This window comes from Candidatus Hydrogenedens sp. (genome assembly GCA_035378955.1).
Taxonomy (GTDB): Bacteria; Hydrogenedentota; Hydrogenedentia; order Hydrogenedentales; family Hydrogenedentaceae; genus Hydrogenedens.
In genome coordinates this window covers 1-13,917 of record DAOSUS010000080.1, presented here as the reverse complement: position 1 = coordinate 13,917, position 13,917 = coordinate 1, and the positions used below count along the sequence as shown (strand labels likewise).

Sequence of the window (13,917 nt, the reverse complement as noted above, 5' to 3'; positions counted from 1 at the left end):
CCCAAAAACTTAAATTTTAAATTATAGCAGAGCGAGCATTTCCTTCAAAACATAGCGGGACTTGCTACCATTGCTAACAAAGGACGATTATAGCAGAGCGAGCATTTCCTTCAAAACATAGCGAATGGGTATCCCAAAAACTTAAATTTTAAATTATAGCAGAGCGAGCATTTCCTTCAAAACATAGTAAAAAAGTTAGAAGAAAAAAGACCAGCATTGCCGAGTAAGTGTATGAAAAATGTATTTTGTGGGATAGGCGACATAATGAGGTAGGAACAAAAATTAGATTGAGCAATGCTGGTCAAGGGGTGGGTGGGTGGGCTCTTAGGGGGGAAAGGCGTTTTCAGGGTCTATCTGAGGTTTTTGTTGGTTTGTGTATATATTTAGTGGTGTAAGTTGTTGAAATTTGGCACTGTCAAAAAAATTATCTTTTATACTGGATAGGTTTTTATTAGTGTTTTATATTTTTTTATAGAGATAATCGTTTTTATGGGCTGGGATTTTATTTTTGGCTGGTTTTCCTTCGAAAGGTTATGGGACAGATGGGACGAATGGGACAGATGGGACAAATGGGACAGAGGGGACGGACGAGACGAACGGGACGGATGGGACAGATGGGACGAATGGGACAAATGGGACAGATGGGACGGATGGGACGAATGGGACGGATGGGACGAATGGGACAAATGGGACAGATGGGACGGATGGGAAAGATGGGACGGATGGGACATTTGTGAGGGCGAAAGATGTTTAGCCACCTCATAATACTTGTTGTATTGAACAAGTATTATGGGGTGGCCTTTGATAAGTTTAGTAACCTGTTAGATTTATTTTAAGTATTCTCTGGGGGCTTTTCTCAGATAGCGTTCTGTAAAGATATCGTCCGGTAAATTAATGTCATATTGGACATCGGAGTATTCTAATAATGTTTCACCACCGATATTGGTATCTGTCATTTTAGATTTTACGACGGTTGGATAACCTTGAATATCTTTTACTTCGAGGGCTTCTGCTATACGGTAAACCTTGCCTCCTTTTTCAAATTCAGCCTTTACAGGAATGAATGTAGTTTTATGAACATAGACTTTGTAGGAATCGAATTCAACGCTTTTGGGGTCTTTGGGTGTGTTTTTGATAACATAGAAATTTTGTGTGGTTTCGATTAATTCGTGGTTATCTTCATCAATACCTCTGCCCGAGACATCTTCGTAGAAGAAATGGGAGCCAACAAAACTGGTTCGCTCATCGGAAGCAGCAATTCTTTTGACAACATCAAGAGCAGGAAGGTATAACCAGCGGTCGTCGTCTTTACCTATATGTTTATGAACCATGAAAACTGTATCACGGACATCTGCGGGTTGGTGAAAATATACATAGAAGTGTTGTTCTTCGTCTTTATCGTCCATGTTCTTGCGAAGGATAGTCAGGTCTCTGGTTCGTTCGCGACCTTGGGCATCTTTGATAGTCATTTTTACTCGTGCTCTGCCATCTTTGCCTTTGTAATATGCGGCATGATTAGCTTTCTTGACGATTTCATTTACATCGTTCAAGTCTTGTGAGAAAGCTTGGGGAATGAGTAGAAAAATTGCCACGATTGCTGTTAAGAAAATAGATACATGTTTCATAGTAAATCTCCTTATATTGTTGTTATTTATTTTGATTTTCAGAAGTTACTTCAATGCAAGGTTTGCATTGATTTCTACGCGAAGAGATGAAGCAAATTATAGAAAGGATGATAATGGCTACTAAGGAAATCCAACTTATAGTAGTCCATCCGATATTTATTATTTGGTATATATTAATAGCCGCAGCGCTTACGATTGTAATCCCGGTAACAATACATGTATTGCACATACAGGTAATACTGCAAAACCTTGTTTTTGGGAAAAGCAATGGCTCAAAGATTCGGGTTAGTGCAGGTAGAATAATTAATGTTCCAACACCGGAGAATAGCATGATAGAAGCCATAAAAGTCCCTACTGTGATATGGGGGACAAGAGGTGCAAATAGTAATGGTATAAAACCTATTGCGATAACTATAATATTACGATACAAAGCCCGTGCCGTTTCACCAAATAAAATGTTATGAGTTTTTTCCCATGAGCCTGTTTCGTTGAAAACAACCCTGCCGCGTGCAAGGAAGTGGATAGCATAGTCCACGGCAAGACCAAGTGTTAATGAAGATAAAACAGCTACAGGCATATCGTAGTATTTTCCTATCAGACCTAAAGCACCGTATATAGCACCGATGGTAATGGTAAGCGGTATCATACTAAGCAGTCCCCATAACCCGGAGCGGAATAAGATTATCATCATGGCTAAAACAACTAAGAAAGAGCCTAAAAATGACTCTAACATACCAATAACCATTTTCTTTTGCCATACTACATTGATGTAAGTTAATCCATACCAATCGTGCTTTATTGGGAAAGGGGGAGGATTATCATGAATAAATTTGTCTACTGCATCTACTACTTTATTCATATCTTTATTATCGCCACTTTTTAATTGGACCCAGATACTGGCAGATTTATAGTCTGGTGTAACGAAGTGGTAGATATCTTGTGGACGATGACTTCCTTCGTAGGTAATGATACATTGTGCTACAGCACGGGAATTATCCGGTATACGATATTCCTTTTCATCTCCTCCCATAAGTTCCCTATGGACTGTTTTTACAAGGGTAGGCAATGAGTTTGTTTTCCCAACAATACCTGTTTTCAACATGGTATCATTCAATTGGTCTATGTAATGTAGTATTTCAGGCTGTTTAAATATTTCGTTTCTTTGTAATTCAAGACCAACAAACCTTTCCGTTAAGTCCCAATTGTCCTGATTTTCAGTATTGGCATTGTTAAGTTGTTCCTCACACCAATTTTGGAGTGATTCAAGTGTAGATTTTAATTCATTATCACTTGTTTGTTTATGGAGATTGAGAAGTTCAGAGTAAACTTTATCAACAATTTCAGTGGTTTTTGTTTCATCGCTTCCATTTTCTTTTAACCAATTTGCAAGTCTTTCCTTAAAACCTTTTTTGTAATTGTCAAAAGAAAATTGGCTTTCATCGGACTTCAAAGCCAGATATGCCATATATGTGCCACCGAAATGTTTATTTAGAACAGTATCAGCAATCCTTATTTTATGAGTAGATTTGAACCAGCGAGTAGGATTGTCATTAACCTCTATTTGTGTAATTCCGTATATTGTAATGACAATCATTACAGCCGTGCCCAAAAGAATAAGTTTGTATTGACTATAAGTAAATTTCCCAAGGGCATGTAAGGATTTAGCCAGTAAAGTGTTTTCCTCTGCTTCGTGAGAAGTTTTATTAGCAGAGGCACCAAAGTTTTTAAGTTTTTTTTCAGATAGTAACATCGCATAAGCAGGGATAAAGGTTACAGTTAAAATCCAGGCAATGGCAACACCTATTGCAACAAAGATACCAAAGGCTTGAACCGGCGGATTTGGTGTAGTTGCAAGTGATGCAAAACCAGCAACGGTAGTTAATGAGGTATATAACATAGGCATGAAAAGGGTATTCATTACAGATAATAATATCTCTTTTCTCGATTTGTTGGGATTGAACCGTTCAAAAAATTCGGAAAGGATATGAATGGAATCCAATACTGATATAGGCATGATAAAAACGGGTATCATGGAACTCATAATGTGAACAGTATTTCCTGAAATAACTAAAAGCCCCATAGTCCAAATGGTGGTGATAATCGCAACAATAAGCGGAGAGAGGATTAAAACTAATTTACGGAAGAAGAATAGCATGAGTAGAAAAATAACTAACATAGCCATAGGGAAAGAAATAGCCATTTGTTTGAACATTTCTACGCCAAATGTGTCATTGGCAACCGGTAATCCTGTGATGTAATATTTTTCATTACCTTTGAAAGTAGAGATTTTATTCTCCAATGCTTTGCTAACACGATAACTCTGATTTTTTGCTGTGATGGGAATGTATAAAGCAATTGCTTTTCCATCTTCCGATATAAGTGTGTCTTTCAAGAAAGGAAGACGTTCCGTTTTTTTCTTTATTTCCAATGCTTCTTCATCAGTAGCAGGAGGTGAAGCCATGAGCCATTCAAACCGAACTTCTCCAATGCCTCCTTGTTCTACATTATCCACAGTGGATGGGGCAATGAGTTCACTGGCTATGACACCGTCATATTTTTCGGGGTCGTTGGGGTTCTGCCATTGAAGCGTTTTTGCATATTCTGTTAATTGGTAAATTTTGTTTAATGTGTCTGCATTGAATACACCCTGTGGATGCGTTTCATTCACAATACCTAAAACCACAATTTCGTAAATGGTAAATTGTTTCTTCATTTCATTATGGAAGACACGAACTGCTTCTTTTTGACTGAGCATGTTTTCGGGGTCTGTATCAATACTAATTTTATGGAGCATAGGAAATGTTTGTGGGAATAAGTTAGGAAGGGCTACAAGGGCAACGATTATCAATGTAATTATTAATGTTACATTAACTATAGTTTTAGGATGGTTAACAGAAAATTCTACTATTTTAAGTCCGGGATTCATAAAATACTCCTTTTTTATATATTTTGATTTATATTTATATATAATAGCAAAAAACAAGTTTTTTTTATTTTTGATGAGGGATACCTAATTTTTCAAGTATCCAAACCATAGGACACCAATTTGTAATACCCGATTGGAAAAGATTTAACCCTACAAAAGCAGTTAAAAATAGCCAGTAAGGGTGATGAAAATAGGATAATGCTAAACTGAGTAAGACAAAACTCCCTGCAATAAGTCGCAAATACCTTTCAATCGTCATAACTAAACTCCTTAATTTAATTTGTTTTTTTTCTTTAACAAGCAATCATTATGCCAAAAAATAAAATATTACAAATCATTAATTAGCAATAACTTAAATGTAATACAGTTTTTGTGTTTGATTTTGAAACAAGGTAAGGCGATAAGTAATGTTTTGTTTTGAAGTTAATCAAAAGATTTATTCAATATTTTGCGAATGAGTTTTATCGTATCTTCAGTTTTGTTTTAAAGTTAATCAAAAGATTTATTCAATTTATATTTATAACCTTTTAATTTTTATCCAAAATCAGCAGAAAGGAATATAGAGGTTATCATAAAAAGTATAAGATTTATTTAAAGTATTCCCAAGAGTATTTTATTAATATCCGTCAAAGTTTTTGAATTAATTCTATGATTTGTAGTATAAAAAGGGGTAATGTTCAAACGGAGAGATGGCCGAGTGGTTGAAGGCGGCGGCCTCGAAAGCCGTTGTGCCGGTTTACCCGGCACCGTGGGTTCGAATCCCACTCTCTCCGCCAGTTGAAAATAAAAGAAATCTTTAAGTTTTTTAAGAAAATGCATAGGTTATTCGTGGAGGATTTTTTGTAAGTAGAAAAACATTAAAGAAGGGGGAAATGTAGATGTATTATTTTGCTTATGGTTCAAATATAGATTTGGGACAAGTATCGAAGAGATTAGAGAAAATAATAAGGAAAATTACTCCATCTGAGGTTATGAAAGATTCGGTAAGGGGGTGGAAATTAGTTTTAATAAAAGAACCAATGATAATCCTGAAAAGAAGGGTTATGCGAACATTATCGAAGATGCTAACGAAATCGTTGAAGGGGTTTTGTATGAAATAACAGAAGAAGAAATGAAAGAGTTAGATAGGTATGAAGGTTGTCCCGAACATTATGAGAGAATGAAAATCGAAGTTACATGGGATACAGGGAAGAAAGTGATTGCAGAAACTTATATTGCAAGAAAAGATAAGATTGGTACTGGTTTGCTACCAACGAAGGAGTATCTAAATAGGTTACTTAATGCAAAACCATTTTTATCCCCTGAATATTATGAAAGATTAAAGTCTCAACAAACTCTGGATTAAGAAAATAAGATGTAGAAAGCGAAAGAAAGAATGTTTATAATATAGATTAATAAAAAATTTTTACTCATTTTCATAAAACTCAAGTGCAGTTTTGGGCGAATTAATGAAATCTTTATATTTTGATGGGAAAGAATTATTAATAAAAGAGGTTCCAATACCTATTCAGAATAAGAATGAAGTATTAATCAAGGTTTTGATGGCGGGGATATGTAAAACGGATTTAGAAATTGTAAAGGGATACATGGGTTTTAAGGGTATATTAGGGCATGAGTTTGTGGGGGAGGTTGTTGATGCACAGAATAAAAGTTTAATTGGTAGACGGGTGGTTGGGGAGATAAATTGTCCCTGCTATTGTTGCTCATTTTGCCTTAGAGGTATGTCGAATCACTGTCCGAAACGAACTGTGCTCGGGATATACAATAGAGATGGTGTGTTTGCGGAATATACTACACTTCCTGAAAAGAATTTACATATTATTCCTAATGGTTTATCTGACGAAATCGCTGTATTTACCGAACCTGTTGCAGCAGGATATCGGATTCTCGAACAAGTGCAATTTAACCCGAATGATTTTGTGGTAGTTTTAGGTGATGGGCGAATGGGACAAATTATTTCTCAAATTATAAATCCCTATGTTCGAAAATTGGTATGTATAGGGAAACACTCACAAAAAATGTTTTTATTAAATATATTTGGAATTGATACATGTTTATTAGATTATTGGAAAGATAAAAATGTAGATGTTGTAATAGATGCTACAGGGAATCCAGTGGCTCAATCCTTTGCATTAGATATATTGCGACCCCAAGGAACATTAGTCATAAAAAGCACCACTGAACAACCGAATAGTATAAATCTTTCTAAATTAGTTGTAGATGAAATCAAAATTATAGGTTCTCGTTGTGGTCCTTTTGAACGAGCATTGGAGGCATTAGCGAAAAAGAAAGTTGAAGTAGAATATATGATAAGCCATAAGTTTGCTTTTGAAGATATAATAAATGCATTCGAGTTGGCTCAAAATAAAGATTGCCTTAAAGTATTAATAGATTTTCGTAATGATAAAGGATAAAGTATGGAAAAGAAGACAAAAACAGCAAAAAGTTGGTATGAAGTATCACTCTTAGAAATGAAAAAATATGCAGGTCAAATAGACCAGATTGCAGGTATTCAAACATCTATACTTCAAGATGGCAAAGCATTTCCATCGCGTTCCGCATTAGTATATAATGGTTCAGGTTTGGAGTTTTCTGTGTATTTAGACCGTTGTATGGATATTTCACATGCAAGTTATAAAGGAATTCCATTAGGTTGGCGTTCTACACCAGGCGATGTGGCTCCCTTTTACTACGAACCCGAAGGTATTCGCTGGTTACGAAGTTATTTTGGGGGGCTTCTAACTACCTGCGGTGTTACTAATGTTGGTCCTCCGTGTGAAAAAAGTGAATTGACAGGTGAAGGATTACATGGTAGAATTAGCAATACACCTGCGGAAGATATATGTATCGAAAAAAAATGGGTAGAGGATAAGTATTATTTATCTATAAAAGGTAAAATGAGACAGACGGCTCTTTTTGCAGAAAACATTGTAATTGAAAGGAAGGTCGAAACATATTTAGGTGCGAATTATTTTAAGATTACAGACAAAATAACAAATGAGGGTTTTCGTAAAACACCATTTATGATGTTATATCATTGTAATATTGGCTGGCCTGTAGTATGTGAAGGTGCCAGGGTCTATATCCCAGTTAAAAAAACCGTTCCAAGAGATGAAATTGCAAAACAGGGGAAAGACGCTTGGTATGAGATAACTACACCTGCCGAAAATTATCAGGAAAGAGTATATTTTCATGATGTCAAAACACAAAAAAATGGAGATGTTGTTATTGGTATTTATCATGTAAAACCGAAATTGGAATCCAATTTCTACGGGGTTTATATCAAATACAACAAGACGCAATTACCCAAATTAGTCCAATGGAAAATGTTAGGTACAGGCGAGTATGTAGTTGGATTAGAGCCGTGTAATGCAGGTGTATTGGGCAGAGATGAAACAGAAAAAAGAGGGGAAATGGACTATCTAAAAGCAGGAGAAACCAGGACCCATGAACTTGAAATTGGAGTTATTGATGAAAAAACAAGAAAATTTTTTGAAAAAAATTAGTTAAAAATATTGACTTTTGACTGAAAAATTTATTATATTATGACAATATTTTCAATATTTATAGATTTTATGTAATTTAACACCAAAAATAACGGGCTTAATAAAGGGCAATACTTATGTTTATAGGTAGTCAATCCAAGTCAACAATCATGGATATTTTTAGAATTGGGCTTCACGAAGTAATCCGGGCAACAGGCGTACCATCGGAAGTAAAAATTGCTACGGAAGGATGTAGTCTTATTGCCAAATCTAACGATTTGAGTAAAAAAGTAGATTCAATACAGATTACATTTGCTACCAGAGAATCTGCAAACCATGATGAAATAAATAAGGCATTTGACGAGACCCGAATAGGTGTCCGTTCCAAGTGTGAAGACGGCTTATGTAAGGTCTTAGTTCCCGGCTTTAACTGGAAGCAATTACCACTTCTTTTGCCTCTTGATGATGTAATCGAGAGATATACAAAATCAACACTTCGTTCTCGTACATGGCAATTAGAGGTTCTTTCCTATGTAAATACAGGTTTCAATATTAATGTAATGATAGAAATGATGAAGGCAAAAAATGCCTCAGATTTGCATTTGAGAGCCGGTGCCAGACCTTATATCCGTGTAGATAATGACCTATCTCCTTTAGATTTGCCTCCCTTAAACGCAGAAGATATGAAAGATTTGTTATATCAATTGGGAGGACAGGAACAAGTGGATATGTTATATACAGAGCGCGAAACCAGTTTCCAATACCATGCTGCGGGGGTAGGTTATCTCCGTTGTAGTGGTTATATCAAAATGGGTGCACCCGCTCTGGCTATTCGTTTAATTCCTGAAGAACCTCTACCTTTTGAAAAGTTAAACATTCCCGAAGTTGTTCGCGATGTATGTAATAAACACAGGGGGCTTTTCCTTGTCTGTGGTATTACGGGAAGTGGTAAATCTACTACCTTAGCAGCGATGGTAGATTATATAAATGCAACTCGTTCTGCTAATATAATAACAATTGAAGACCCTATCGAATATGTGTATTCGGATAAAAAGAGTATCGTTTCTCAACGGCAGGTAGGTAGAGATACCTTATCCTTTGCCAATGCCTTGCGTGGTTCGTTGCGTGAAGACCCGGATGTAATTCTCGTTGGTGAAATGCGTGATAGGGATACTATACGTGCAGGATTAAGTGCGGCTGAAACAGGGCACCTTGTTTTCAGTACTCTCCATACGACAACAGCCGTAGATACAGTAAATCGTATTATCAGTTATTTCCCTCAGAATGAACGCGACCTAATCCGTCAGGAATTGGCATATTCACTTCAGGGAGTTGTATGTCAAAGATTATTGAAACGGGTGGGAGGTGGTAGAATTCCATGTCTGGAAATATTATTAGGCGGGAAACCTATTGTTCGCGATGCTATTCTTGAAGGTGACCTTGATAAACTTCATGGGATAATGGAGGTCGATGGCGATATGAAGAGTTTTGACCAATATGCTGTGGAATTATATCAAAAAGGGTTGGTATCCAAGGAAGAAGCAATGAGTGCCTGTTCGAATGAAGAAGCCTTCGAACGAATTGTTTCCGGTATTAAATCCTCAGAAGGTCGTAAGATTTTGAAATAATCCTTATTTGATAAAGAGTAGTCCGTAGACAATTCCTATAGCAATAAGAATAACAGGCGGCGTTTTATAAATAAAAAACAGCACCAGACTAATAAGTAAGAAAATAATTGAGGGAACGAAAATAGGGGTTAGTGTTTCTATAGAGAAATGGTAGGATAAAAGAATTAATTGCCCTATGATGGCTATATTAATACCTTTTATAAAAGCCTGAACATTTTCATTATCCTTGAAGTTATTTTGTAGGCTGATAAGTATCTGTAAAAACACAAACGCAGGTAAAAAAATCATAAAAGTAGCAATAAAAGCCCCGATAACACCTTTTAAATAATATCCCATAAAAGTCGCAATTATAGCAAAAGGTCCCGGTGTTGCTTGGCTTATGGCTATTCCTACAATAAAATCATGATTGGAAATCCAGTGAAGTTTGTTTACGAAGATATTTTGAAGAAGGGGGAGGAGAGCATATCCTCCACCAAAAAAGATAAAACCTATTCCAAAAAATACCAAGCCTATCGTAAAAAAAGAAGGGCTTCCTATGATGGAAAGAAAGGCTGGAACCCCTGAAAACAAATAATAAGGATTTTGTAGAAAGTAAATGGAATGGAGGGTATTTTCACCTGTTTTATTTCGTTTTGAATGAAAAAATAATATTTGAAAAACACCGGATACAATAAGCAATAGCACATAATTAATATTGAATAAACCGCCAATAATTACAAAGAACAAAATAAATAAAAACGCCAGGTCCTTTTTAATTTTGATAGATAAATCAAATGCGGTGGAAAGCATGAGAGCGATAATTACAGGAGAAATACCTTTTAATATGCTTTCAAAATCAAATACTTTGTTAAATTTAAAATAAAATCCTGCAAGAATACAGACAATTACAAAGGAGGGGAGTAAAAAGAAAAATGCGGCAACAATAGAACCCTTTATTCCTTTTAATTTTCTTCCCACGAATGAAGTTGTATTTACAGCCAAAGCACCTAAAAATTGACTAAGACTGAGACCTACGGAAAAATCCTCATCACTGATAAGTTTTTTTTGTGTTACGAAACGATTGTGAATTAATGAAATAACTACCCAACCACCACCAAAGCCAATCGTCCCTATTTTCAAAAACTCCCAGCATAACTGGAATAGGGATATAGAGCTTGGTGTGTTATTATTTGTATTGTTTTGAGATGGTTTCATAATAAAAAAGAAAATAAATTTTACTTGTAAGATGAAAAGATTATATCATTAATTTATATTTCGACTATGTTATTAAGAACAAAAAGAACATAAAAATATTTGCCTTATAAAATAGGATATTTAATTATGAAAGTAAAAACAACATTATTATTTATTCTAATAATCGTTATTGGTCCCTTTTTTATCTTATCCAACAGTTCTTCCCCGGCTGATGAGATGGTATTAAAAAATTATTATTGCCCCAAGTGTGGATTGCACATTGAAGCGGTTAATCAGCCTTCCATGGGCAGTTGTAAAGAAGGAGGGGGACATGATTGGCGATGTTTGGGGCAGGTAGGGGATAAGAATTATCAGTGTTCCAAATGTGGTTTGGTTATCAAATCAAAAGATATGCCGTATGGAGGAGTTCCCTGTAAGAATGGAGGAGGACATAATTGGAAAAGGCTTTCATAATTTGATAATAATTTAAATCAATTCTAAAAAACATATAAGATAAAGGAAAAGGCTATGGAAAATATTCTGGAACAAATTGCAATTTGCGTTGAAAGAGGTAAAATTAACAAGAATTCTCCCTATCCACCTGATTTAAAAGGACAAGATGGAGCCGAAGAATTGGTTCAACAAGCCCTTGCAATGGGAATACCTGCAAGTCAAATACTAAGTGATGGATTAATGAAAGGTATGAGTGTGATTGGTAAAAAATTTAGTTGTAATGAGGTATTTGTTCCGGATGTTTTGATGGCAGCACGTGCAATGAATGCGGGTATGCCGTTTTTGAAAAGTGCTTTTGAAAGAGGTGAAGCGAAACATAAAGGAATTTTTATTATCGGAACGGTTCAAGGTGATTTACACGATATAGGCAAAAATCTTGTACGGATGATGATGGAAGGTGTAGGTTGGAAAGTGATTGATTTAGGTGTAGATACTTCCCCAGAGAAATTCCTTCAAGCACTAAAAGAAAATCCGGGTGCGGTAGTAGGAATGAGTGCCTTATTGACCACTACCATGATGAATATGGAAAAGGCAGTTAAGGTATTGAAATCAGAAGTTCCCGATGTTACGGTAGTTGTAGGAGGAGCTCCGTTAACGCAAGACTTTTGTAATAAGATAGGTGCAGATGCCTATTCCCCAGACCCACAAGGTTGTATCGAATATCTCGATGCAAAATTAGGTTTAGCAAGTTAGTGGTAATTTATGAGAACAATTCTTTCCGATTTATTGTTCCTGAAATATGAGCCAGTAGCAATACTATGGTCAAATCAGAAACCAGAAAATGCCATAGAATTTAAACCCGGTAAATGGGGTTGTGTCATTTGGTGGTTTGTAAGTGCCGCAAAAGGTAAGACGGCTGTTTTTTCTCGTGAAACCTATGGATGTTGGGGTGGTGGTGTCGGGCTTGGTTTTGGAAACCTATATAAGGATTTTCCCGGAGGAGAAGAGTGTTTTTGTAGGTTTCTTTCCACAGGAAACAAAGGAAATCCTATTGGTGAAGGGGTTGCCGAACAAATTAAAAATTTTGTTACCCATGAATTTCTACAAGATTTTCTATATGGAGAAGGGTATCTATCTTCCCCAGAACAGGTACAGAATTTTATTCAGACATTACCTATAATAAATATCCCGTATGATTATGTTATCTTTAAGCCACTATCTCAAGTAAATCCAGATATAGAACAACCTAAGACAGTCGTTTTTTTAGTAGAACCCCATCAATTGTCCGCATTAATAATCCTTGCCAATTTCCAAAGTAAAACAATGAATAATGTCATTGTCCCATATTCGGCTGGGTGCCAGACGATAGGTATTTGGGCGTATACAAATGATGATGGAGAACCCAAAGCCGTTATTGGGTTGACCGATGTTTCTGCTCGATTAAATGTAAAAAAACAAATAGGTGATAACTATTTAACAATTGCTTTTCCATGGGAGTTGTTTTTACAAGTAGAAAAGGACGCTCCAAACAGTTTTTTAGTAAAAGAAATATGGAAGCATTTAACAAAAGGGGAATAAAAGGAAATATCTTAATGGATGGTATATTTGCAAAAATAAAGGCAGGTAAAGTTTTAGTCGGTGATGGAGGTTGGGGAACATTATTAATAAAGGCAGGTATGCAGGCAGGAGAGTGCCCGGAACTGTGGAATATAAAACATCCAGACATTGTGAGTGGGATTGCCATTGCTTATAAAGAAGCGGGAGCGGATTTGGTTTCTACCAATAGTTTTGGTGGAAATCGGATAAAATTAAAATCTTATGGTTTAGAAAATGAAGCAAAAGAACTTAATAGCAAGGCTGCCTACCTGACAAGAAAAGCCGTAGGAGAAGAATGTCATGTGCTTGCTTCTATAGGTCCCAGTGGCAAGTTTATAATGATGGGTGATGTATCCGAAGATGAATTATATGAAGCGTTCCGTGAACAGGCAATTGCATTGGAGGAAGGAGGTGCCGATTCCTGCACTATTGAAACAATGTCTGATTTGGATGAAGCCCGATGTGCAGTGCGTGCTGTGAAGGAAAATACAAAGTTAGAGATAGTTGTTAGCTTTACTTTTATGAGAAGTAGTGATGGAGAGCGATTTAATACGATTATGGGAACGACACCCGAAGTGTTTATTCAGGAGATGAAACAGTTGGGTGTGTCTATTATTGGGGTAAATTGTACATTATCCGTTGAGGATATGGATGTTCTATTGCAAAAAATGTATGCTTATGAAAAAGAGATACCCTTTTTAGTTTATCCCAATGCAGGGCAACCCCAGATAACTGATGAAGGTATTTGCTATCCCAAGACGCCGGAGATATTTGCAAAATATGTTGCGGATTTTTACAAAAATGGAGCCAGGATTATAGGCGGGTGTTGTGGAACAACACCAGAACATATACGAGCAATACGAAGTGAAGTCGAGAAAATAATGTGAATATGAAGTGTTGTAGCAGGAAGAAGAGGAAAGAAATAAAACGACCAACATTGATGGAAATTTACAATACCTTATCGGTTTTTTATGGCCCTACAGGTTGGTGGCCTGGAGATACTCCTTTTGAAATTGCAATTGGGGCAATAT

General features: G+C 36.1%; 14 protein-coding genes and 1 tRNA gene. 11 read left to right on the top strand and 4 right to left on the bottom strand.

The window, feature by feature from the left end; all coding sequences use genetic code 11:
- Window positions 1-508 precede the first annotated feature (508 nt).
- The gene (locus tag PLA12_12480) at window positions 509-754 is read left to right on the top strand and encodes a hypothetical protein (protein ID HOQ33311.1); all 246 of its coding nucleotides are present in this window, start codon (window positions 509-511) and stop codon (window positions 752-754) included.
- Between the two features lie 73 nt (window positions 755-827).
- Here the strand turns inward: PLA12_12480 and PLA12_12475 are convergent, their stop codons facing one another.
- From PLA12_12475 to PLA12_12465, 3 genes are all read right to left on the bottom strand, one after another.
- A complete protein-coding gene (locus PLA12_12475; GenBank protein HOQ33310.1) occupies window positions 828-1,625 on the bottom strand; it encodes an outer membrane lipoprotein-sorting protein in 798 nt (265 codons plus the stop codon).
- 22 nt (window positions 1,626-1,647) lie between these two features.
- A complete protein-coding gene (locus PLA12_12470) occupies window positions 1,648-4,551 on the bottom strand; it encodes an MMPL family transporter (GenBank protein HOQ33309.1) in 2,904 nt (967 codons plus the stop codon).
- Between the two features lie 64 nt (window positions 4,552-4,615).
- Window positions 4,616-4,810: a DUF2892 domain-containing protein gene (locus PLA12_12465; protein HOQ33308.1), complete on the bottom strand. Its 195-nt coding sequence runs from the start codon at window positions 4,808-4,810 to the stop codon at window positions 4,616-4,618.
- Window positions 4,811-5,234: 424 nt separating this feature from the next.
- Here PLA12_12465 and PLA12_12460 point away from each other — a divergent pair.
- The 5 genes from PLA12_12460 to PLA12_12440 all read left to right on the top strand — a co-directional run bounded on the left by PLA12_12460 (window position 5,235) and on the right by PLA12_12440 (window position 9,664).
- A tRNA-Ser gene (locus PLA12_12460) sits at window positions 5,235-5,327 on the top strand.
- A 215-nt stretch (window positions 5,328-5,542) separates the two neighbouring features.
- Window positions 5,543-5,896: a gamma-glutamylcyclotransferase gene (locus PLA12_12455; GenBank protein ID HOQ33307.1), complete on the top strand. Its 354-nt coding sequence runs from the start codon at window positions 5,543-5,545 to the stop codon at window positions 5,894-5,896.
- Window positions 5,897-5,999: 103 nt separating this feature from the next.
- Window positions 6,000-6,965 (top strand): alcohol dehydrogenase catalytic domain-containing protein, encoded by a 966-nt coding sequence (locus PLA12_12450; protein ID HOQ33306.1) that lies wholly within the window; start codon window positions 6,000-6,002, stop codon window positions 6,963-6,965.
- Window positions 6,966-6,968: 3 nt separating this feature from the next.
- Window positions 6,969-8,057 (top strand): aldose 1-epimerase family protein, encoded by a 1,089-nt coding sequence (locus tag PLA12_12445; GenBank protein ID HOQ33305.1) that lies wholly within the window; start codon window positions 6,969-6,971, stop codon window positions 8,055-8,057.
- Window positions 8,058-8,173: 116 nt separating this feature from the next.
- Complete coding sequence (locus tag PLA12_12440; protein ID HOQ33304.1) at window positions 8,174-9,664, top strand: PilT/PilU family type 4a pilus ATPase; 1,491 nt, start codon at window positions 8,174-8,176, stop codon at window positions 9,662-9,664.
- Window positions 9,665-9,667: 3 nt separating this feature from the next.
- Here the strand turns inward: PLA12_12440 and chrA are convergent, their stop codons facing one another.
- Window positions 9,668-10,858 (bottom strand): chromate efflux transporter, encoded by a 1,191-nt coding sequence (chrA, locus tag PLA12_12435; GenBank protein HOQ33303.1) that lies wholly within the window; start codon window positions 10,856-10,858, stop codon window positions 9,668-9,670.
- Between the two features lie 126 nt (window positions 10,859-10,984).
- Here chrA and PLA12_12430 point away from each other — a divergent pair, with 126 nt between their 5' ends.
- From PLA12_12430 to PLA12_12410, 5 genes are all read left to right on the top strand, one after another.
- Window positions 10,985-11,311, top strand: a complete 327-nt coding sequence (locus PLA12_12430) for a hypothetical protein (protein HOQ33302.1) — start codon at window positions 10,985-10,987, stop codon at window positions 11,309-11,311.
- 54 nt (window positions 11,312-11,365) lie between these two features.
- Window positions 11,366-12,043 (top strand): corrinoid protein, encoded by a 678-nt coding sequence (locus PLA12_12425; protein HOQ33301.1) that lies wholly within the window; start codon window positions 11,366-11,368, stop codon window positions 12,041-12,043.
- 9 nt (window positions 12,044-12,052) lie between these two features.
- On the top strand, window positions 12,053-12,868 hold the full coding sequence (locus PLA12_12420; GenBank protein HOQ33300.1) for a DUF169 domain-containing protein: 816 nt from the start codon (window positions 12,053-12,055) through the stop codon (window positions 12,866-12,868).
- 14 nt (window positions 12,869-12,882) lie between these two features.
- Window positions 12,883-13,773 carry a homocysteine S-methyltransferase family protein gene (locus PLA12_12415; GenBank protein HOQ33299.1) on the top strand — a complete coding sequence of 297 codons (891 nt, stop codon included), beginning with the start codon at window positions 12,883-12,885 and terminating at the stop codon, window positions 13,771-13,773.
- A 53-nt stretch (window positions 13,774-13,826) separates the two neighbouring features.
- Window positions 13,827-13,917: endonuclease III domain-containing protein (locus tag PLA12_12410; protein HOQ33298.1), on the top strand; the 91-nt coding region annotated here is incomplete at its 3' end.